Annotated in this window: 18 protein-coding genes and 1 tRNA gene; 10 read left to right on the top strand and 9 right to left on the bottom strand. The window is 67.6% G+C overall.

The window, feature by feature from the left end:
* Both AB5S17_RS02665 and AB5S17_RS02660 read left to right on the top strand, forming a co-directional pair.
* Positions 1–1,257, top strand: a complete 1,257-nt coding sequence (locus AB5S17_RS02665; RefSeq protein ID WP_369235828.1) for a LysR family transcriptional regulator — start codon at positions 1–3, stop codon at positions 1,255–1,257.
* 186 nt (positions 1,258–1,443) lie between these two features.
* Positions 1,444–1,520 (top strand) — tRNA-Arg (locus AB5S17_RS02660).
* Between the two features lie 263 nt (positions 1,521–1,783).
* On the opposite strand, the gene AB5S17_RS02655 is transcribed toward AB5S17_RS02660, so the two are convergent.
* From AB5S17_RS02655 to AB5S17_RS02645, 3 genes are all read right to left on the bottom strand, one after another.
* Positions 1,784–3,124: a murein L,D-transpeptidase gene (locus AB5S17_RS02655; RefSeq protein ID WP_369235826.1), complete on the bottom strand. Its 1,341-nt coding sequence runs from the start codon at positions 3,122–3,124 to the stop codon at positions 1,784–1,786.
* 298 nt (positions 3,125–3,422) lie between these two features.
* Positions 3,423–3,932 (bottom strand): MarR family winged helix-turn-helix transcriptional regulator, encoded by a 510-nt coding sequence (locus AB5S17_RS02650; RefSeq protein WP_369235824.1) that lies wholly within the window; start codon positions 3,930–3,932, stop codon positions 3,423–3,425.
* A 167-nt stretch (positions 3,933–4,099) separates the two neighbouring features.
* Complete coding sequence (locus AB5S17_RS02645) at positions 4,100–4,522, bottom strand: DUF6163 family protein (protein WP_369235822.1); 423 nt, start codon at positions 4,520–4,522, stop codon at positions 4,100–4,102.
* Between the two features lie 319 nt (positions 4,523–4,841).
* On the opposite strand from AB5S17_RS02645, the gene hemB reads away from it, so the two are divergent.
* The 6 genes from hemB (at position 4,842) to AB5S17_RS02615 (ending at position 11,397) form a co-directional block, all read left to right on the top strand.
* Entirely contained in the window at positions 4,842–5,804 is a 963-nt protein-coding gene (gene hemB / locus AB5S17_RS02640) for a porphobilinogen synthase (protein WP_369236134.1), read from the top strand.
* Positions 5,805–6,059: 255 nt separating this feature from the next.
* On the top strand, positions 6,060–6,959 hold the full coding sequence (locus tag AB5S17_RS02635; RefSeq protein ID WP_369235820.1) for a YHYH protein: 900 nt from the start codon (positions 6,060–6,062) through the stop codon (positions 6,957–6,959).
* Between the two features lie 214 nt (positions 6,960–7,173).
* Entirely contained in the window at positions 7,174–7,623 is a 450-nt protein-coding gene (locus AB5S17_RS02630) for an RDD family protein (RefSeq protein ID WP_369236132.1), read from the top strand.
* Positions 7,624–7,786: 163 nt separating this feature from the next.
* A complete protein-coding gene (locus AB5S17_RS02625) occupies positions 7,787–9,613 on the top strand; it encodes an SLC13 family permease (RefSeq protein WP_369235818.1) in 1,827 nt (608 codons plus the stop codon).
* A 16-nt stretch (positions 9,614–9,629) separates the two neighbouring features.
* On the top strand, positions 9,630–10,379 hold the full coding sequence (locus AB5S17_RS02620) for an arginyltransferase (RefSeq protein WP_369235816.1): 750 nt from the start codon (positions 9,630–9,632) through the stop codon (positions 10,377–10,379).
* 142 nt (positions 10,380–10,521) lie between these two features.
* A complete protein-coding gene (locus tag AB5S17_RS02615; protein WP_369235814.1) occupies positions 10,522–11,397 on the top strand; it encodes a GNAT family N-acetyltransferase in 876 nt (291 codons plus the stop codon).
* Between the two features lie 88 nt (positions 11,398–11,485).
* Here AB5S17_RS02615 and parC read toward each other — a convergent pair whose 3' ends face one another.
* Positions 11,486–13,738, bottom strand: coding sequence for a DNA topoisomerase IV subunit A (parC, locus tag AB5S17_RS02610; RefSeq protein WP_369235812.1), 2,253 nt, complete (start codon positions 13,736–13,738; stop codon positions 11,486–11,488).
* A gap of 257 nt (positions 13,739–13,995) precedes the next feature.
* Here parC and AB5S17_RS02605 point away from each other — a divergent pair, with 257 nt between their 5' ends.
* Together AB5S17_RS02605 and AB5S17_RS02600 are read left to right on the top strand one after the other, a co-directional pair.
* Entirely contained in the window at positions 13,996–15,288 is a 1,293-nt protein-coding gene (locus tag AB5S17_RS02605; RefSeq protein ID WP_369235810.1) for a hypothetical protein, read from the top strand.
* A 97-nt stretch (positions 15,289–15,385) separates the two neighbouring features.
* Positions 15,386–15,895, top strand: coding sequence for a 2'-5' RNA ligase family protein (locus AB5S17_RS02600; protein ID WP_369235808.1), 510 nt, complete (start codon positions 15,386–15,388; stop codon positions 15,893–15,895).
* A 28-nt stretch (positions 15,896–15,923) separates the two neighbouring features.
* Here the strand turns inward: AB5S17_RS02600 and AB5S17_RS02595 are convergent, their stop codons facing one another.
* The 5 genes from AB5S17_RS02595 to aspS all read right to left on the bottom strand — a co-directional run bounded on the left by AB5S17_RS02595 (position 15,924) and on the right by aspS (position 21,554).
* Positions 15,924–17,246, bottom strand: coding sequence for a TRAP transporter large permease (locus AB5S17_RS02595; RefSeq protein WP_369235806.1), 1,323 nt, complete (start codon positions 17,244–17,246; stop codon positions 15,924–15,926).
* A gap of 7 nt (positions 17,247–17,253) precedes the next feature.
* Complete coding sequence (locus tag AB5S17_RS02590) at positions 17,254–17,841, bottom strand: TRAP transporter small permease (RefSeq protein WP_369235804.1); 588 nt, start codon at positions 17,839–17,841, stop codon at positions 17,254–17,256.
* A complete protein-coding gene (locus AB5S17_RS02585) occupies positions 17,838–18,878 on the bottom strand; it encodes a TRAP transporter substrate-binding protein (RefSeq protein ID WP_369235802.1) in 1,041 nt (346 codons plus the stop codon). Before AB5S17_RS02585 ends, AB5S17_RS02590 begins: the two co-directional genes overlap by 4 nt.
* A 203-nt stretch (positions 18,879–19,081) precedes the next feature.
* Entirely contained in the window at positions 19,082–19,570 is a 489-nt protein-coding gene (locus AB5S17_RS02580; RefSeq protein WP_369235800.1) for a MarR family winged helix-turn-helix transcriptional regulator, read from the bottom strand.
* 190 nt (positions 19,571–19,760) lie between these two features.
* Positions 19,761–21,554 carry an aspartate--tRNA ligase gene (gene aspS / locus AB5S17_RS02575; RefSeq protein WP_369235797.1) on the bottom strand — a complete coding sequence of 598 codons (1,794 nt, stop codon included), beginning with the start codon at positions 21,552–21,554 and terminating at the stop codon, positions 19,761–19,763.
* Positions 21,555–21,680: the final 126 nt, after the last annotated feature.

The raw sequence follows: 21,680 nt of genomic DNA, 5'->3' as shown, positions 1-21,680 counted from the left end.
ATGGCCTCCGATCTCCCCAACCTTCGCCATCTCCGGGCCTTTGCGGCGGTGGCGGCGCTCTCCAGCGTCAATGCGGGCGCCGAAGCCGTCAATCTGTCGCAGCCGGCGGTGACGCAGGCGATCGCCAAGCTGGAGGCCGCCTTCGGTGCGGCCCTGATCGCGCGGCGCTCCAGCGGCAGCTACACGACGGAGGCGGGCAGCATCCTGTCGGCGCGCCTTGCCCGCTTCTTCGCGCAGCTGCGCTCCGCGATCGGAGAGGCTGCCGGGCCGTCCGTGCGCCGCGATGCCGGCGCCCTCTCGGCGCTGGAGCAGCGCATCACCGTCCCGCAGATCCGGGCGCTGATCACGGTCGCAGAGGCCGGCTCCTTTGCGCAGGCGGCGCGGACGAGCAGGCGGGCCGAGCCGTCGCTGCATCGCGCCGCCCGGGACGTCGAGCGGCTCGTCGGCCGGCCGCTGTTCATCCGCGCCGTCACCGGCATCGGCCCGAACAAGGGCGCGCTGGAGCTCGCCCGCCGCCTGAAGGTCGCGATCCGCGAGATCGACCAGGCGCGCGAGGAGATCTCCGCCCTGCAAGGTTCGGTCTCGGCCCGTCTCGCCATCGCCTCGTTGCCGCTGGCGCGCACACTGATCCTGCCGCGAACGGTCAATGCGCTGCTCGAGACCTATCCCGACGCTATGGTGGAGATCGTCGACGGGCCCTACGACAACCTGCTCCTCGACCTGCGCAGCGGCAGCGTCGACTTCCTGATCGGCGCGATGCGCAATCCGCCGCCCGCCGGCGACGTCGCCGAAAGCTTCCTGCTCGACGACCCCTTCGCCGTCGTGGCGCGCCGCGGCCACCCGCTGTTCGGCGCGGCGGCGGTCACGCCGGAAGCGATGGCCGGCTTCGACTGGGTGGTGCCGCGCCGCGGCGCGCCGATCCGCCGGGCCTTCGAGCACCTCTTCGCCGGCGTGCCGAAGCCGCCGCGCATCCATGTGGAGACGAGTTCGCTGGTCGTCACCCGCGCGATCCTCAGCGAAACCGATCGGCTGACGCTGCTGTCGCGCCGGCAGATCGCGGTCGAGGAGGCTGTCGGGCTGTTGCAGGTGGTGCCCTTCCCGCTGCCGGAGACCAGCCGCCCGATCGGCGTGACGACCCGAATCGACTTCCTTCCGAGCCCGATCCACCGCACCTTCCTCGATCTCCTGCGGCTGCACGCACGAGCGCAATCCGAAGCATCGACTGATCCGGCGGCGCAGATGCGCCGATCCCGCTGATGGCCCTGCCCCGCCGGCTCCCGCCAAGCGCCGACCTCAGGCGGCCAATCCGGAAGGCATCGCTCGGCCGAAGGGAGCTTCTGGCCGCGGCCCGCGACAAACCTGTCCCGGCATCCTTGCTGAAGCGGCGGCGATCGGTTAGGGAGAAGACGCAAATCCCGTGGCGCGGCACCCCGCACCACGCTGGCACCCGTAGCTCAGCTGGATAGAGCGCTGCCCTCCGAAGGCAGAGGTCACAGGTTCGAATCCTGTCGGGTGCACCATTCTTTTGAATGCATTAGCCGCCACAGGCGCAGGTCCAGGCATCGGTCGGGTGTTTCGGCTCGATCACCTGCGTGCGCACCCGGACGGAGAACCCGCTCAGGCGGCGACAGGCCGACTCACGACCCAGTCCCAAGGCGCGACGGACGCTGGCAGTGCGCCGAGAGACGACAACCCACACTAACCCCGCGGATCGAGCCGCCGGGCGCATGTCGTTGCGGGACGGCCGGCTCGTGCTCTCTCGCGCGTGCCGGCCTGCCGCCGCTCAGTAGCCTTCGTCACCCTGGACGTAGGGGTTCTTCTCGCCCGGCGCATAGGCCGTGGTCGAGAGGTTGTTCAGCGCCAGCTGCTCCGAGCCGTCGCGATGATAGATGTCGTCGCGGAACTGCGGGATCGCGGGATCGGTCGCCCAGGCGGTGATGTAGGTGAAGTAGACCGGCACCGGAGTGGTGAGGTCGACGTCCTGGCGGTCGCGCGCCGCGATCACCTGTTCGATGTGCTGGCGGTCCCAGCCCGGCGTGTCGCGCGCCAGCCAGACGATCAGGTCGCGCACGTTCTGGACGCGCACGCAGCCCGAGGAGTCGAAGCGCATCAGCTGCGAGAACAGCCCCTGCTCCGGCGTGTCGTGCATGTAGACATTGTAGGGATTCGGGAAGTTGATCTTCACCGAAGCCATCGCGTTGTTCTTGCCCGGATCCTGGCGGAACAGGTACTTCTCGGCTTCGTCGGTGTTCCAGTCGATCGACTGCGGCGGAATCTCGTTGCCCTTGTGGTCGTAGATGTGGATGTTGGCGCTTTCCAGATAGGTCGGATCCTTCCGCATCAGCGGAATGATGTCCTTGCGCACGATCGACGCCGGGGCGTGCCAGTAGGGATTGAGGTTCAGGTTGATGATCTTCGATTCCAGCGTCGGGGTCTGGCGATCGATCTTGCCGACGATCGCGACGTGCCGCTGGACGACCGTGCCGTTCTCCACCGCCTCGACCGAGGCGGCCGGGATGTTGACCATGACGAAGCGCTGGCCGAGATCCTTGCCGACCATCTGCTGCAGCCGCTGGATGTTGACCATCAGCTGGTTGAGGCGCAGCTCGACCGGAACGTTCATCGCCTTGTAGGTCTGTTCGGAAACGATGCCGTCCGGCGGCAGGCCGTGCCGCGCCTGGAAGCGCTTCACCGCGCCCTGGACATAGGTGTCGAAGGCGGTCGACATGCCGGCATTGGCGGCGAGGTCGCCGGCGATCGCCAGACGCTGGCGCAGCACCGGCACGGCGCCGTTGTCGAGCCCGATCCTGAGCGGCCCGACCTCCGGCACCATCGGCCAGCCGCCGGACTGCGCGATCCGCTGATATTCGCCGGCGGCGCTCTGCGTCGCCTGCAGCGTGTAGCTGGAAAAGATCGGAACGTTGGAGATCACCTGCCGCGGGCTGGAGCCGCGCGTATCGAACTGGTCGTCCCAGTTGCCCCGGGTCGGAGAATGCAGGAGATCGACGAGTGCGTTCTGGGCGAAGGCCGCCCCGGGCGCCAGGCTTGCGCCGGCCGCCGCCGCTCCCAGAAGAAACCCTCGGCGCGTCGAAACCCTGTCGGAAAAACGCTTCGTCGACGTCATCTCATGCCCCCTTGCCCGCCGCGGCTGCCCGCGTCGATGCGACGTTATCGGCTCGCTCTTAACGGAAGCTTCACCCTGTTCGCCGGTGCTCTCGCACCACCCCCGTCGCGGGCCTCCGCAAGCAACGGTAATGCATCGCAATATGGCCAAAGCGTGAAGTCGCTGGAGTTGGAAGGACTTGAAAGGCGGCGGCGCGAAGCCGTTGTTTCTCCGAAACTTTCATCCGCCCGGCGCGCGGGCGCCCCGCGCCGGGGGAAACCGGAACGGGGCGATCACGCAGGCTTGACGGGCAGAAGGGTCAGAGGCGGTAGAGGATCTGGTCGTTCCAGAACCGGTCGAGACGCTGTAGCGACTTGTTCATCTTCTGGAATTCCTGCTCGTCCAGTCCGCCGACCTTGTCGATCGAGCCGATATGGCGGTCGTAGAGTTCGCCGACGATCTGGGCGATCTCCATCCCCGACTTCGTCAGCGACACGCGCACCGCGCGACGGTCGACCCGCGACTTCTGGTGATCGATGAAGCCGAGTTCGACGAGCTTCTTCAGATTGTAGGAGACGTTGGAGCCGAGATAGAAGCCGCGGGTGCGCAGCTCGCCGGCGGTCAGCACGGAATCGCCGATGTTGAACAGAAGCAGCGCCTGGACCGCGTTGATGTCGGTGCGGCCGGCCCGGTCGAACTCGTCCTTGATCACGTCGAGCAGCCGGCGATGCAGTCGCTCGACGAGCTGCAGGGTTTCGAGGTAGAGCGACTTCAGCTCGGTCTTTTCCTCGACCTGGGCCGGCTTCTGCGTCTTCGGCTGCGCGTTCATAGTACTGCTCCGCTGTTGAGGTGATGGATTTTGTTTTTCGCTTCCATCTTGCTGAGCAATCTACGCGCCGCCTCTAAAATTCGACTTAAACCGCAGACTTAACACGATCTTGCACTGACCGAGACGATTGTCTTGCTTAACAGTCGGTGCCCTGGCGCAACGCGCTGTTAGGGGTGCCGGACCGGGCGCGTCTGGCGCCAGGCGGCGATGCGCAGGCCGGCCAGCGCGATCAGGCCGCCGGCGTGAAAACCGAGCCAGACGAGATCGGGGCCGAAGAGCTGCGGGAAGCCGAGATGCATCACGGCTTCGATGATCGCGATCAGCACCCAGAGGACCGCGCCCCAGCCCGCCGCCATCCACAGGCCCATTCCCGCGACCGGATAGACGACCGCGAGGGGCGGCATGACCAGCTTCCACCACACCGGCATCAGGTCGAAGCGGGCGAGCGGTCCCCTCTCGACGCCGATCAGCCGGATCCAGCAGGCGATGCCGAGCGCGAAGAGGACGATCGCGGACAGGCGATAGAGCCAGAGGGTGAGCCTGCGGATGAGGCCGGTGCCGGGCTCGCGCGGGGACAGTTCGATGGTCATGGTCATCCTTCCCCCGGAGCAGTCGGCAGCCTCCTCCGGCCGCATCGGGACGCGCCGGCGCCGAATCCTGCGCCGGCATCGCCGGCGATCAAGCCGCGGCCTGCCGGACGCCGTCGATCCGAAAATCTTGCGGTCGTCCCGCCGAAGGCCTACCGAAGCCTGTGCGGGCGCGTCAACGCGCATGGCGGGCGGCGCTCCGCGATGCGGGAAGATGCAGACCCGCCTACAGCCTGCAGAAGACGGTCGAGCCATGAACGAGACTTCTCCCACCCTTTCCGCCATCACCGAGCGCATCGACACGGCCACCGGGGGCCTGCGCATGCGCCGCCTGCGGCAGGCGGACTGGAGCCGCCGGCTGGTGCGCGAGACGGCGATCTCCGTCAACGACCTGATCTGGCCGATCTTCGTGCGCGAGGGCGGCGGCGCCCCGCAGCCGATCGCCTCGATGCCGGGCGTCGATCGGCTCTCGGTCGAGGGCTGCGTGGAAGTGGCGAAGCGTGCCCGCGATCTCGGCATCCCGGTCCTCGCCCTCTTCCCCTACACGGACCCGGACAAGCGCGACGAGACCGGCTCGGAGGCGTTGAACGAAGGCAATCTCGTCTGCCGCGCGAGCCGCGCCATCAAGGCGGCGGTGCCGGAGGTCGGGATCCTCTGCGACGTCGCGCTCGACCCCTATACCAGCCATGGCCATGACGGCGTGATGGAGGGCGACCGCATCCTCAACGACGAATCGGTCGAGCTTCTGTGCCGGCAGGCGGTGGTGCAGGCGAATTCCGGCTGCGACATCATCGGCCCCTCGGACATGATGGACGGGCGCGTCGCCTGCATCCGTGCGGCGCTGGATTCCGCCGGCCGGCGCGACACGATGATCATGGCCTACAGCGCCAAATATGCCTCCGCCTTCTACGGCCCGTTCCGCGACGCCGTCGGCTCCGGCGGCATGCTGAAGGGCGACAAGCGCACCTATCAGATGGATTTCGGCAATACCGACGAAGCGGTGCGCGAAGCCGCGCAGGACATTGCCGAGGGCGCCGACATGATCATGGTGAAGCCCGGCCTGCCCTATCTCGACGTGCTCGGACGGCTTGCCCGCGAGTTCGGCGTGCCGACCTTCGCCTACCAGACCTCGGGCGAGTATTCGATGATCATGGCTGCGGTGGAGCGCGGCTGGCTCGACGGCGACAAGGCGATGATCGAGACGCTGTCCGCCTACAAGCGCGCCGGCGCGGCCGGCATCCTCAGCTACTTCTCGCCCCGGGTGGCGGAAGCGCTGCGGAGCTGAGCCGGGCAGATCGACGGTTCCGGCTCCGGTCTGCCACAGCGACGACCGGCGCAGGACCGGGCGAACGAGCAAATGGTGTTCTCCGAAGCGACCATGGGGCAGCCTGCGTCGTTGTTTCGACCTCGGGCGCGTCAGTTGCTTCGGTCATTCGCCCACGCGCTCATGTTGCGAAGCATTTCCCTTTCGGCATCACGAAACAAAACAACACGATTTCCTGATTGCAAGACTGGAGAGACGGCGCCCCAATAGCGTCATGTGACGAGCCACGGCAGCTTCGTCGCATTCTTGGATCGATTGGGAGGCGAGGTCTTGCACAAATCAGTTTCGAAGCGACTGGCGGCGACGGCCACTGCCGCGCTGCTGGTGTCGGTTTGCGGCTCGTCTTACAGCGCCGCGCATGAGCTGCCGGTCGGCGACGGTCACGTCGCCAGCCGTCCCGCCAAAGGCTATGTCTATGCCTGCCGAATGCATTTTCGCGGCGGCGGCGCGTACGCGACCGGTGCCTGGTTTCACGGCCGCACCTGGAATCCGAATCAAAAGCCGCACGTCCAGGGCAATGTGACCTGGCCGAGCGCACGGCTCAGCGTGACGACCAGCGGCGACAGCCTCCACATCCGCGGCAACGGCCTGCCCGTGAAGCAGGCGACGGGGCGGTTTCCGATCTCGCCGACAGATCCTGCCTTTCGCTACGACCGCAACCCGAATTCGATCCAGGCGCGCAGCGTCGATCTCGATCTTCCGGTTCATCCGGTGCGGGCGCGCTCGCCCGGCTGCCTGCCGATGGGCATGATCGGCGTCACCGTGACGGGCGTCGCGATCTACAGCGCGGTCGACGACGGCGGCCGCGATGCTGCCGCGCACGAGATCCAGGACCGGTGCGACGGCCATCCCGAACGCACGGGGCGCTACCACTATCACAGCGCCTCGCCTTGCCTGCCGGGGGCCAGGAACAACCGCCTCGTCGGCTGGGCGCTCGACGGCTATCCCATCTTCGGCATGCGCGACAAGCGTGGGAAGACGTTGACGAATTCCGACCTCGACGCCTGCCACGGCAGGGCGGAGACCGTCAAAGTCGGCCGCTTGACCTATGACTATGCCTACCGGCTGACCGCGGAATATCCCTATACGATCGGCTGCTTCGTGGGCCGGCGTTAGGGGACCCGCGAAGCCGCCAAGTCCGGCCCGAGCGCCCGGTGAGACGGCAGACCTGCGCTCCGAGAGCCGGCGCTCGGCCGCCCTCCCCTTGGCCCGATCAGGCGTTTGCGCGCATGTCATATTGCGCGCCGACGCCGGCATGCCCATCTCATGCCGGTCAAGTTACTCACAAGACGAAGGACCGACCGTGACCGATACCACCGCCGCCTCCCGCCTGCGTGACGGCAACGGGCAGTCGCTCGACCACCCGCGGCTCTATTCGGGCGTCCGCTCGCGGCGGATCCTCGCCTTCCTTTTCGACTACACGATCGTCCTCCTGTTGATGATCCCGGCCGCGATCGTCGTGTTCTTCCTCGGCATCCTGTCCTTCGGCCTCGGCTGGAGCCTCTACGCTTTCCTCTTCCCGGTCGTCGCGATCCCCTATGTCGGCTTCACCATGGGCGGCGCGCACCAGGCGACGCCCGGCATGCGCTTCGCCGATATCCGCATCGCCCGGCTCGACGGCGAAAAGGTGGATCCGATCCTGGCCGTCCTGCACGGTGTGATCTTCTGGGCGGCGAATGCCGTGCTGACGCCCTTCGTCCTGCTGGTCGGCCTGTTCACGCCGAGAAAGCAGCTGCTGCAGGACCTCCTTCTCGGCACCGTCGTGGTCCGCGACCGCTGAGACGTCCGACAGGCATCGACTTCAAGCGACGGCCGGCCGCAGCGATGCGCGCCGGCCGTTTCCGTTCCGGAGCAAGGCCCACGTCCGCCGCCCAGCCCGTCCGGGTTGCCACGACGCTCGCTGCCGGAGATAACGGCGCGGGGACAACGGCACACGGCGGGACATGGATTCACTCCACATCTGGCTCACCTATGGACTGATCCTGGTGAGCGTGATCGGCTACGCGCTGGAGCGCTGGCCGATCGAAGCGGTGGCCGCCGCCTCGCTCGCCGGCTTCCTGCTCCTGTTCTCGATCCTGCCGTTCCACGACGCCGCGGGCGCGCCCGTCACCTCCGGCGACCTTCTCGCGGGCTTTGCCAATCCGGCGCTGGTCACGGTCCTGTCGCTGCTCATCGTCGGCCAGGGCCTGTTCGCCACCGACGCCATGTCGCGGCCGACGCAATGGCTGGCCAAGGTGGGCGGCACCGCCGGGACGGGCGCGATCGCGCTGATCCTCGTCGCCGCGGCGACGCTGTCGGCGTTCCTCAACAACACGCCGGTGGTGGTGATCTTCATCCCGATCCTCACCATGCTGGCGACGCAGCGCGGCACCTCGCCGGCGCATGTCTTCATGCCGCTGTCCTTCCTGTCGATCCTCGGCGGCCTCACGACGCTGATCGGCTCGTCGACGAACCTCCTCGTCGCCGGCGTCGCCGCCCGCTCGCACATCCATCTCGGCTTCTTCGACATCACCGTGCCGGGCCTCGCCATTGCCGTCGTCGGCGCCGTCTACGTCATCAAGATCATGCCGCGCATCCTCACCGCCCGCGCCGGAACCGACGCGCGCGCGGTCGATTCCGGCGGCAAGCAGTTCCTCGGCGAGATCGACATCGTCGAAGGTCATGCCTTCCTCGGTCTGAGGGCGCGGGCCGGCCTCTTCCCGGGCCTCGGCGATTTGACCCCGCGAATGATCCTGCGCGGTCAGTCGACCATCCTGCCGCCCTTCGACGACATCGCGCTGGAAGTCGGCGACCGGCTGATCGTCACGGCGACGCGGCGCGCCTTCTCCAGGGCGCTCTCCACCGGCAACCTCAAGATCAAGACGCTGGAGCCCTCCGGCGCGAGCGGCGGCGAGCCGTCGAACAAGATCGGGCCGGACATGATGATGGCCGAGGCGGTGGTGGCGCCGGGCTCGCGCTATGCCGGCCGGACGATGCAGTATTCCGGCCTCCGGACGCAGTTCGGCATCACCCTGTTCGGCCTGCAGCGCAAGAGCCGCATGGCGCGCGCGGCGCTGTCGGAGATCCGCCTCGAGCCGGGCGACACGCTGCTTCTGTGCGGGCGCGAGGCGAACATCGCAGCGCTCCGCGGCAACCACGACCTCCTGCTGCTCGAATATTCGACGCAGGCGATCCCGCAGAGCGCCAAGGCACGGCTCGCCGGCGCGATCTTCCTGTCCATCGTCGCCCTGTCGGCCTCCGGCCTCCTGCCGATCGAGGTCCTGGCGCTGACCGGCGCGGTCCTGATGGTCGCGACGGGGTGCCTGACGATCGGCGAGGCGGCGCGCTCGGTCGACCGGTCGATCTTCATGCTGATCGGCGCCTCGATCGCCGCGGCGACGGCGCTGGAGCGCACCGGCGGCGCGGCGCTGATCGCCGAAGGCGCGGTGAACGCCATGGCCGGACTCTCGCCGGCGGTCATCCTGTCGGGCCTGTTTCTCGTCATCGCAATCATGACGAATTTTCTGTCCAACAACGCCACCGCGGTCTTGTTCACCCCGATCGCCCTGGACATATCCCGCAGGATCGGCTCGCCGCCGGACGCCTGGCTCGCTTGCGTGATCTTCGGCGCCAATGCGTCCTTTGCGACGCCGATCGGCTACCAGACCAACCTTCTCGTGATGGGGCCTGGCCGCTATCGATTCGCAGACTTCGCCAAGGCCGGTATTCCGCTCGTCCTCCTCGTATGGTTAACATTCTCTTTGGTTGGTCCATGGTACTACAGGCTATGAGGGAGGACGGCCGGCCGTGACAGTGCATCATCCGCAGACGCCGCAGTTCTTTCTCACCTCCCCCTCGCCATGCCCGTATCTGCCCGGACAGGCGGAGCGGAAGGTGTTCACACACCTGGTCGGCGAACGCGCCCCGGCGCTGCTCGACCTCCTCTCCCAGGGCGGCTTCCGCCGCAGCCAGAACATCGCGTACCGACCGGCTTGCGAGCGCTGCCGCGCCTGCGTCTCGGTCCGCATCCTCGTCGACGAGTTCAAGCCGGGTCGGTCGATGCGCCGGGTGCTGTCGCGCAATGCCGACCTGATCGGCCGCGCCGGCCGCCCTGAGCCCACGAGCGAGCAGTATTCGCTGTTCCGCAGCTATCTCGACGCCCGCCACGCGCGCGGCGGCATGTCGGAAATGAGCGTTCTCGACTACGCCATGATGGTCGAGGACAGCCAGGTCGAGACGCGGCTGATCCAGTACCGCAAGCGCGGGCCCGACTCGTCCTTCTCGCGCCGCTCCGACGGCAGGCTGATGGCCGTCGCGCTCTCCGACGTGATGAGCGACGGCATGTCGATGGTCTACTCCTTCTATGACCCCGATGCGCAGGACCGCAGCCTCGGCACCTATATGATCCTCGACCATATCGAGCGGACCCGGCAGCTCGGCCTGCCCTACCTCTATCTCGGCTATTGGGTGAACGGCTCGCGCAAGATGGACTACAAGATCCGCTTCCAGCCGCAGGAACACCTCGCCGCCAAGGGCTGGGAACGCTTCGAGGGCTGAGAAGCCGCCCCTTTCAGATCAGCATGGACATGAAGCCGTCGTCGGCCTGCCGGCAGCGCAGGCTGCGCGATCGGCGACCCCTTCTGCGCGGCCCCACCGAAGGTGATTGACCGGCGATTTTATCTGACTTAAGTCAGATATCATGTCGCACGACCCCGTCTCCCGCTTCCGCCGCTTCAGCCGCGCCGTCACCTCCGAGGTCGGCGCGCTGGACGAATCCTTCCTCGGCCGCGGCCGGCCGCTCGGCGTCGCCCGCGTGCTCAACGCCATCGGTCACGGTCGCACGGACGTCGCAGCGGTGCGGGACTATCTCGGACTCGACTCCGGCCTGATGAGCCGGCTGCTGCGCCAGCTGGAGGACGAGGGACTGATCGAGACGCAGCCACACCCGGAGGATGCGCGCCGGCGGGTGGCGCAGCTGACCGAGACGGGCGCGGCGGAATTCCAGGCCTATGAGCGGCTGTCCGACGAGCGGGCGGAGACGCTGCTCGCCGTCCATCCGCATCCCGAGGCGCTGCTGGCGGCGATGGACCTCGTCGCCTCGGCGCTCGGCCGCGAGCGGATCGCGATCGAGGAAGCCGACCCGCGGCACGATGATTCCCGCTACTGTCTCGGCGAGTACTACGCCGAACTCGGCCGGCGCTTCGCGCGCGGTTTCGACGTCTCCCTGTCGCGGGACCCGGAGGCGCGCGACATGATCCGCCCGCGCGGCGTCTTCCTGCTGGCTATGTCGGACGGCCTGCCGATCGGCTGCGTCGGGCTGAAGGGTTCCGGCGGCGACAGCGGCGAGATCAAGCGGCTTTGGGTCTCGCCCGCCGCACGCGGCCTCGGTCTCGCGCGGCGCCTGATGGGGGCCGCGGAGACCGCCGCGACGAGCCTCGGCGTCGCAGTCCTGCGGCTCGACACCAACAGCGCCCTGCCCGAGGCGGTGCAGCTCTACCGCCGCACCGGCTGGACCGAGATCGACCGGTTCAACGACGATCCCTATCCCGACATCTTCTTTGAGAAACGGCTGTGAGGCGGTGCCGGACGAGGGTCCGGCACCAGCCGCGCCCACCGCGCATGTGGCCAGACTGAAGCCGTGCGGCACGGGCGCCGTGGTGCCGTCAGCCGACGAACTTGTTCGACTTCGGGAAACCCTTCGGCACGAGCCGGCCGGCCTGGGCGCGGTCGCCGCGCCATTCCAGCAGCTCCGCCTCCGCCCGGGTGAAGCTGCGGCCAGCGGAATCCGTCCAGCTGAGCCCGTCCGCCATCTTGAAGACGGTCACGTCGGAGACGCCGCCGTCCTTGTAGCGCTGCAGGCGCACGCCCTTGCCCCGCGCCATCTGCGGCACCTGGGAAAGCGGGAAGACGAGCAGCTTGCGGTTCTCGCCGACGATCGCGACGAAGTTCCCCTCGCCGACCGGAACGGCGAAGCGCAGCGCCTGCTTGCCGGAGATGTTGACGAGCTGCTTGCCCTTGCGCGTCGCCGACAGCATCTCCGCTTCGCTCGCGACGAAGCCGTTGCCGTCGGAGGCGACGAGCAGCCGCAGCCGCTCGGGATCCGCGACGAAGCCGGTGGCGATGTCCTGGTCGTCGTCCATCTCGACCGCCAGGCGGATCGGCTCGCCCTGCCCGCGCCCGCCCGGCAGCTTGTCGGCGGACAGCGTGAACGCCCGGCCGCCGGTCGACAGGAAGATCAGCTTGTCCGTCGTCATGGCGTGGAAGGCGAGCTTCAGCCCGTCGCCCTCGCGGAAGGAGAGCGCGGCGGGATCGGTCAGGTGGCCCTTCATGCCGCGCAGGAAGCCTTTCTGCGACAGGACGACGGTGACCGGCTCCTTCTCGATCAGCGCCGTCTGGATGTCGTCCAGCGCATGGTTCGGCGCGTCGGCGAACATCGTCCGGCGCTTACCGAGCCTGGTCTTCTTGGAGAAGGTCTCGCGAACCTCCCGGACCTCGGCGGCGATGGCGCTCCACTGCTGCTCGTCCGAGCCGAGCAGCGCCTCCTTCTCGGCCTTCTCGACGGTCAGCGCGTCGAACTCGCGCTTCAGCTCGAACTCCTCCAGCTTCCTCAGCGAGCGCAGGCGCATGTTGAGGATCGCCTCGGCCTGCACGTCGGTCAGCTCGAAGCGCCGCATCATGACCGCCTTCGGCTCGTCCTCCTCGCGGATGATGCGGATCACCTCGTCGATGTTGAGGAAGGCGACGAGGTAGCCCGCGACGATCTCCAGCCGCCGCTCGATCTGCGCCAGGCGGTGGCGGGCGCGCCGCACCAGCACCTCGCGCTGGTGCGCCAGCCATTCCGACAGCGCCTCCTTCAGCGACAGCACCTTCGGCACCTTGCCGCCGGAGAGGACGTTCATGTTGAGCGGGATGCGGGTCTCGAAGTCCGTCAGCCGGAACAGCGATTCCATCAGGATCTCGGGATCGACCGTGCGGCTGCGCGGCTCGATCACCACGCGAACATCCTCGGCCGACTCGTCGCGGATGTCGGCGAGGAGCGGCAGCTTGCGGGCCTGCAGCAGCTCGGCGATCTTCTCGATCAGCTTCGACTTCTGCACCTGGTAGGGGATCTCGGTGACCACGACCACCCAGTTGCCGCGGCCGACATCCTCCTTCTCCCAGCGCGCCCGGACGCGGAAACCGCCGCGGCCGGTCTCGTAGGCTTCGCGGATCGCGGCCTGGCTGTCGACGACGACGCCGCCGGTCGGAAAGTCCGGCCCCTGCACGAAGCGCAGCAGCTGGTCGGTGGTCGCGTCCGGGGTCTCGATCAGCTTCAGCGCGGCGTCGCAAAGCTCGGCGGCGTTGTGCGGCGGGATCGAGGTCGCCATGCCGACGGCGATGCCCGACGAGCCGTTGGCGAGGAGGTTCGGGAAGGCGCCGGGCAGCACCACCGGCTCCTCGTCCTCCTCGTTGTAGGTCGGGCGGAAGTCGACCGCGTCCTCGTCGATGCCGCGCAGGAGCAGCATCGCGACATCGGTCATCCGCGCCTCGGTGTAGCGCATCGCCGCGGCGCTATCGCCGTCGACATTGCCGAAATTGCCCTGCCCGTCGATCAGCGGATAGCGGACCGAGAAATCCTGGGCGAGGCGCACCATGGCGTCGTAGATCGCGGCATCGCCATGCGGATGGAACTTGCCCATCACGTCGCCGACGATGCGGGCGCATTTCTTGTAGCCCTGGCCGGGGTCGAGCCGCAGGACGCGCATGGCGTGGACGATCCGGCGGTGCACCGGCTTCAGCCCGTCGCGCACGTCCGGCAGAGCCCGGCCCATGATCGTCGACAAGGCATAGGCGAGGTAGCGCTCCTCGAGCGCCGCCTTCAGGTCGATCGGTTCGATGTCGCCGCCGTCCATCGGCGGTTCGGCTGCCTTACCCATGGCCTCCGACTAGAGCAGTCGTGCCGAGAGAACAAGAGCAGAACGCAGCTTTCCCCAGCCTTTTCATTCCAGGCGCTTTCGTCCCCGCACTTTTCGCCGAACCGGCGATGTCGGCGGTAAACCGTTTCGCGAGCGCTCCCCTTCTCGCTGTGTGTCGTCCGTCATAGATTGGCGCCACGTCCGCAATAGAATGCCAACAAGGGCAACGGCCGGCCGCGCGGGAGTGGCGGCTCAATGGCCAGGAAAAAGGGTTCTTCATGCGCTTCAAGACTTCGGTACCGGCAGCCGCCACGCTGCTTCTCCTTCTCGGCTCGACTTCCGCCTTCGCGGTCGACGCGCAGGCGTTCGCGACCCGGCTCAAGGCGGTGGCGGCCCAGCAGAACGTCGACCTCTCCTACGACAGCGCCGAGGCTCAGGGCGATAACGTCGTGCTGAAAGGCATGACCCTCGCCAGCAGCGGCGACAAGGGCAAGGTCGGCGACATCACCTTCGAGGGCGTGACCGGGTCCACCGAGGAGGGCTGGACGGTCAAGCGCATCCCGATCGCCGACATCGACGTGACCGAGAAGGACACCCACACGACGGTCAAGGGCATGACCATCGAGGGCGTGCAGCTGGTCGGCACGCAGGCGAAGGACGTGCCCGCCGCCCTGCAGTTCACCGACGTCTATTTCGACCGCGCCGGGCTCGGCTCGCTGCATGTCGAAAAGGGCGGCAAGCCGGTCTTCGACCTCACCGACGCCTCGATCGCCAATTCGCTCGGCAAGGACGGCGTGCTCGCCTCGGACATCGACTTCGGCACGTTCAAGGCAAATTTCGCCAATGGCGATCCCGAGACGGCCAAGCGCATGCACGATCTCGGCTACGACACAGTGAGCGGCACGATCGGCGGCAGCGCCAGCTGGGATCCGCAGAAGGGGCTGCTCGGCCTCGACCCGTTCGAGATCGACATCGAGAACGCCGGCGACCTCAGCTTCTCCTATGCCATGTCCGGCTATACCCCGGCCTTCATCAAGTCGATGCAGGACATGCAGAAGCAGATGGCGGCGAGCCCGGAAGGCAAGCAGGCGGCCGGCATGGCGATGATGGGCCTGATGTCGCAGCTGTCGCTGAACTCGGCCGACCTCGTCTATTCCGACGATTCGCTCGCCGACAAGCTTCTGACCTACTACGCCCAGCAGAACGGCATGACCAAGGAGCAGCTGATCCAGCAGCTGACCGGCATGCTGCCGCCGCTCCTCTCCTATCTGCAGAACCCGGATTTCCAGCAGGAAGTCACCAACGCGGTCACCACCTTCCTGAAGGACCCGCAGTCGCTGTCGATCTCGATCGAGCCGGACAAGCCGGTCCCGGCCATGCAGATCATGGGCGCCGCGATGGGCGCGCCGCAGACCCTGCCGAAGGTGCTGTCGATGACCGTGTCGGCCAACGACGTCGACCAGGAGGACGACAACGGCGCCGTGCCGAACGACGGCGATATGACGAACCCGGATGCCGGGTCGGCGGGCGGCACGGGCGGTTCCGGCGATGCCGGCGTTTCGGGCAACTGAGCCTTCCCGCCGGTTGCTTCCAGCCCTCTGCCATGTCGAACAGCGCCTCCGGCCCGTCCGGGGGCGCTGTCGCGAGAGAGGCCGGTGAAAAGGGCTGATGACCGATCCGCTGATCCTGACACTGGCGCTGGACGCCGGGACGTTCGCCCATGTCGATGCCATGCGCCGCGCGCATTTTCCGCCGGAGCGCAACGTCATCCCGGCGCATCTGACGCTCTTCCACAAGCTGCCCGGCGATGAACTCGGCGCCGTCACCGCCTGCCTTTCCAGCGCCGCCGCATCGGCCGGCCCGATTCCTCTGGCGATCGCCGGCCTGCGCTTTCTCGGGCGCGGCTCGGCCTATGCCGTCGCGTCCCCGGCCCTTCAGGCGCTTCGCGCCCGGCTCGCCGCCGAGTTCGCGCTTTGGCTGACGCCGCAGGACCGCCAGCGCTTCGCCCCGCACATCACCATCCAGAACAAGGTGGCGCCCGAGACGGCGCGCCGGACCTTCGAGACCCTCTCGACGGCCTTCGAACCGTTCGAGGCGCAGGGCGTCGGCCTTCTCCTCTGGCACTATCGCAGCGGACCCTGGGAGCCTGCCGGCGCGTTTCCGCTTACCGGCGCCTGACGGACGGCGCGGTCCCGGCCGGCGAGCGTCAGTGCAGCAGGCGCGGCAGAAGCAGGGAGATCGACGGGAAGGCGACGAGCAAGGTCACCCGCAGGATCTCCGAGGCGAAGAACGGCATCACGCCCTTGAAGGTCTGGCGCATCGGCACGTCCGGCGCCAGCGAGTTGATGATGAAGACGTTCAGGCCGACGGGCGGGGTGATGAGGCCGAGCTCGACGACGATCAGGATGATGATGCCGAACCAGATCTTGGTGTCGTCCGGCGACAGGCCGAAGTCGAGGCCGGCGACCACCGGCCAGAAGAACGGGATCGCCAGGATCACCATCGACAGCGAGTCCATCAGGCAGCCGAAGATCAGGAAGACGATGATGATCAGCGTCAGCACGCCGAACGGCCCGAGCCCGGAGGTCTGCAGGTAGTCCGCCGCCGCCTGCGGCACGCCGGCCCTCGCCATGAAGATCTTCAGGAGTTCCGCGCCGAGCAGGATGAGGAAGATCATGCCCGAGGTGCGCGCTGTCTCCAGCAGCGCGTCGAGGAACCCGCCGAAGCTGAGCCGGCCGAGGCCGAAGCCGTAGAGAGCCACCAGGAAGACGCCGATCGCCGCCGCAGCGGTCGGATTGTAGATGCCGGCATAGATGCCGCCGATGACGACGCCGAAGATCACCGCGACCGGGATGACGGCAAGGCTCGCCGCGACCAGCTCGCCGCGCGGCACCGCCTGTCCCTCCGGTCCCGATCCCGGCACCATGCGGACGTAGATCGCCACCGTCAGCATGAAGAACACCGTGGCGATCAGCCCGGGGATGAGCGCCGCCGCGAACATGGTGACGATGTTGGTCTCGACGATGATGGCGTAGACGATCAGCACCACCGACGGCGGAATCAGGATGCCGAGCGTGCCGCCGGCGGCGATCGTGCCGGTGGCGAGCGAGGGCGCGAACTTGTAGCGCCTGAGTTCCGGCAGGGCCACCTGACCCATGGTCGAGGCGGTGGCGGTGGAGGAGCCGCAGAGCGCGCCGAAGCCGGCGCAGGCGGCGATCGCCGCCATGGCGACGCCGCCGCGGAACCGGCCGAGCCAGGCATTGGCGGCGCGGAAGAGATCGCGCGAGAGGCCGCAGCGCGAGGCGAGCCCGCCCATCAGGATGAACATCGGCAGGACCGACAGGTCGTAGTTCGAGAACTGCGAGTAGGCGAGATCCTTCAGCTGGTTGAGCAGGATCAGCGGGCCTGACTGCAGGATCGTCCCGCCGATGCCGACGAGGATCATCGTGTAGGCGATCGGCACGCGCACGGCGATCAGGAACAGAAGGACGAGGAGACCGCCCAGCCCGAGAGCGAGATCGTTGAACATGGCGCCCCTATTCGAGCGGCAGGACGGGGCGCGCGATCAGCGCCGGCCGCCCGCGCATGACGCGCACGCTGTCATAGGCCGTCAGGATCGCGGCGAGGAACAAGAGCGCCAGCGACACGAGGATCGGCGGGAACGCCGTCCACAGCGGCAGCTTCAGCACCGGCGTCACCTCGGGATAGCGCATGTAGCTGACCCAGCCGAGCGACATCTGCCGGATCAAAAGCGCCGCGAAGGCGATCGCGAACAGGGCCGAGAACAGCGCCATCGCGGCTTTCGCCGCCTCGCTCATGCCCTCGGTGAAGATGTCGACACTGACATTGGCGCCGGCCAGCTGGCAGTAGGGCAGGAACATGAAGATCGCGATGGCGACGAAGTGCTTCACCAGTTCGTAGTCGGCCGAAAAGGGCGCGGCGAAGAGGATGTTCGAGATGGCGCTGAAGGCCGTCATCACCGCCAGCCCCGCCATCACGAAGCCGCCGAGGAGTGCCCACCAGCGGATGACCGCGGCGAGGAGGCGAACGGCCGCCTCGCCGCGTCCGGGCGGACGGAAGGCGCCGGAGCCGCCCCCCGTCTCCGCCATCGTCGGCAGGGTCAAGACTTGTACTTCGCCATGTTGGCCTTGGCGGCCTTGACGATGGCCGCCGAGTCGAAGCCGTCGTGGTCCTTCACCCACTTGTCGACCACCGGCGCGAGGGCGTCGTTGAAGGTCTTCATCTCCGCGTCGGTCAGGACGATGTGCTCATTGCCGGCCTCGACGGCGATGGCGATGCCGTGATTGTCGTCCTCGCGCCAGATCTCGGCGACCTTCTTCAGCCAGGCCTCGTCGCTGTTCTTGTCGAACACCTGCTTCAGGTCGTCCGGCAGCGAATTCCAGCGGTCCTTGTTCATCGACACCTGGAAGGTGGTGGTGCCGAAGCGGGCCATGTCCGGCCCCTCGATTTGGTACTTCGTCACGTCCTGAAGGTTCAGCGCCGGGATGATCTCCCAGGGGATCAGCGCCCCGTCGACCGCATTGGTCGACAGCGCCTGCGGCAGGTCGGGCACCGGCATCGTCACCGGCGTCGCGCCCATGGCGATGACGACGTCGTTGCCGGTCGGCCCCGGCACGCGCAGCTTGGTGCCCTTGGTGTCGGCGATCGTGTGCACGGGCTTTCGCGCCATGTGGATCGCCTGCCCGGCATGCACGTGGTTGAAGAGAACGTGCACCGCTGCGTATTCCGGCGCGAGATACTCGTCGAACATAGCGCGCATCGAGAGGTTGGTCGCGGCGATGTCGTTGACGAAGACGGTCGGCAGTTCGAAGACCTCCGAGCGCGGAAAGAGCCCCGGCGTATAGCCGTTGACCGTCCAGATGATGTCCACGACGCCGTCAGCCACCTGCCGGAACAGCTGCGGCGGCGAGCCGCCGAGCGTCATCGAGGGATAGATCTCGATCTTCACCCGGCCGCCCGAATCCTTTTCGATCGACCTCGCCCAGGGCTCCAGCATCATCACCTGCGCCGGCGACTTCGGCCCGAGGAAATGGTGCAGCTTGAGGGATACTTCGGGCTCGGCCGCCCAGCCCTTGCGCATCAGGGCAGGCATTGCGAGCGCGCCGGCGCCGGCGGCCAGCAGGAACTGTCTTCTCTTCATCGGGATCCTCCGTCTTCGTTGTCCCGACGATGCGGCTGCAGATGATCTGCCCTCCCGCCGCCACGGCCGCTCGGAACCCTCCGCGACCTCGCCCGGATCGTTTTATCACCAACGATGTTGCCACGCCGAACCGGCTATTTCCATAGCCCGGCCGCCGTCAAAGCGCCAGAACGCGGTGCCGGCGCAGACCCGTCCGCCGCCGCTCACTCCAGCCCGGCGACGATGCGGCGCAAAAGCGCCAGCAGCTCGGGCTTCCTGTCGCCGACGAGGCGGTCGAGCTCGCGGTCGTGCTCGGCGGCGCACCGGGCGAGGTGGGCGAGCATCTCCTCCCCCGCCTCTGTCAGGCGCAGGGAATGGCTGCGCCGGTCGGACGGCACGGGGCAGCGGATGATCAGCCCGGCCTTGTCGAGGTCGCGCAGGATCGGCGTGATCGTCGACTTGTCACGGCCGCTGGCGAGGCTGACCGCCACCGGCGTGATGCCCGGATTGTCGTGGATCAGCGAGAGCACGGCGAAGCGGCCGGGCCGAAGGTCGTTCTGGCCGGCGCGCCGCTTGAAGGCCTTGAAGGACGCGTTCTGCGCCAGGCGCAGATGGAAGCCGATGTAGTCTTCGAGCGCGCCGAGCCGGACGCGCTCGCTGCGCTCGCCATCACGATGGCGGCGCGAAGGCTCTGGGGGTGCCGTCGTCCGCATGCTCGTCCGCTATCGGCCTTTGCCGGCGACGCAGCATCCGGCCCTGCCGTTGTCTGCCCCGACTATAGGCTGCGACGATGCACGTCACAATTCCGGGTCACGCCCCACTTGCGGCGCGCCGCGCGACCACGTCAGGCTGCAGACCGGCTCGCCGCCCCTCAGGGCGGCGAGTGACGGTGCCGGTCGTGCCCTACTGCTTCTTCTCGGCGCCCGGCGCCACCCGCAGCCCGAGTTCGCGCAGCTGCGCCGGGCTCGCCTCGGCGGGCGCGCCCATCAGGAGGTCGTAGGCCTGCTGGTTCATCGGGAACAGCGCGATCTCGCGCAGGTTCTTCGCGCCGCAGAGCAGCATGACGATGCGGTCGACGCCCGCCGCCATGCCGCCATGCGGCGGGGCGCCATACTGGAAAGCGCGGTAGAGGCCGCCGAAGCGCTCCTCGACATCCGCCCGCGTGTAGCCCGCGAGCTCGAACGCCTTGACCATGACGTCCGGCAGCTGGTTGCGGATGCCGCCCGAGGCGATCTCGTAGCCGTTGCAGACGATGTCGTACTGGAACGCCTTGATCGACAGCGGCTCCTGGCTTTCCAGCGCCTGCATGCCGCCTTGCGGCATCGAGAACGGGTTGTGGGCGAAGTCGATTTTCTTGTTGTCCTTGTCCCATTCGTAGAACGGGAAGTCGATGATCCAGGCGAGTTCGAACCGGTCGCGGTCGACGAGGTTCAGCTCTTCGCCGACGCGCGTTCGCGCCGCACCGGCGAATGCGGTGAACTTCTCCGGCCGCCCGGCGACGAAGAAGCAGGCGTCGCCCGCTTCGAGGCCGAGCTGGGTGCGGATCGCCTCGGTGCGCTCCTCGCCGATGTTCTTGGCGAGCGGACCGGCGCCGGACAGGGCCCCGTCCTCCTCGCGCCAGAAGATATAGCCGAGGCCCGGCTGCCCTTCCCCTTGCGCCCAGGAGTTCATCCGGTCGCAGAAGGCGCGGGAGCCGCCGGTCTTCGCCGGGATCGCCCAGACCTCGACCTTGTCGTCGTTCGCGATCATGTTGGCGAAGACCTTGAAGCCCGAGCTGGCGAAATGCTCGGTCACCGCCTGCATCTCGATCGGATTGCGAAGGTCCGGCTTGTCGGAGCCGTATTTGCGCATCGATTCGGCATACGGGATGCGCCGGAAGGTCTGGCTCACCGGCTTGCCGTCGGCGAAGCTCTCGAACACCTGGCGGATCACCGGCTCCATCGCCTGGAAGATGTCCTCCTGCTCGACGAAGCTCATCTCGACGTCGAGCTGATAGAACTCGCCGTAGAAGCGGTCGGCGCGCGGGTCTTCGTCGCGGAAGCACGGCGCGATCTGGAAATACCGGTCGAAGCCGGACATCATGATCAGCTGCTTGTACTGCTGCGGCGCCTGCGGCAGGGCGTAGAACATGCCGTTATGCAGGCGCGAGGGGACGAGGAAGTCGCGCGCGCCTTCCGGGGACGACGCCGTCAGGATCGGCGTCTGGAACTCGAAGAACCCGGCCGCGCTCATCAGCTGGCGCATCTTGGTGACGATCTGCGTGCGCCGCATGATGTTCTTGTGCAGCGTCTCGCGCCGCAGGTCGAGGAAGCGGTACTTCAGCCGCACGTCCTCGGGATAGTCCGGCTCGCCGAAGACGGGCAGCGGCAGTTCCTTGGCCGCCGACAGCACCTCGATCTCGCGCGCGAACACCTCGATCGCCCCGGTCGGAAGCTTGGCGTTGACCGTCTCCTCGGAGCGCGCCTTCACCTCGCCGTCGACCCGGATCACCCACTCGCCGCGCACCGTCTCGGCCACCTTGAACGCCGACGAATCCGGATCGACCACGACCTGGGTCAGGCCATAGTGGTCGCGCAGGTCGATGAAGAGCAGGCCGCCATGGTCGCGGATGCGATGCGCCCAGCCGGACAGGCGGACGCTCTGGCCGACATCGTCCTTGCGCAGGGCGGCGCAGGTATGGCTGCGGTAGCGGTGCATGGCATTCTCTCTTCATATCCGGCGTCGATCGTGCCGTCTCGCTCGCGCGGGGAGACCCGCGCGGCACGATCGGGCTGACGGCTGTCATCAAATCGCCGCGACAAGCGCATGGCCGTGGCCCGAATG

Source organism: Jiella sp. M17.18 (assembly GCF_041027365.1).
GTDB lineage: Bacteria > Pseudomonadota > Alphaproteobacteria > Rhizobiales > Rhizobiaceae > VKMB-3413.
The sequence above is the reverse complement of the archived record's forward strand: the minus strand, read 5'-3'. Positions and strand labels throughout refer to the sequence as shown.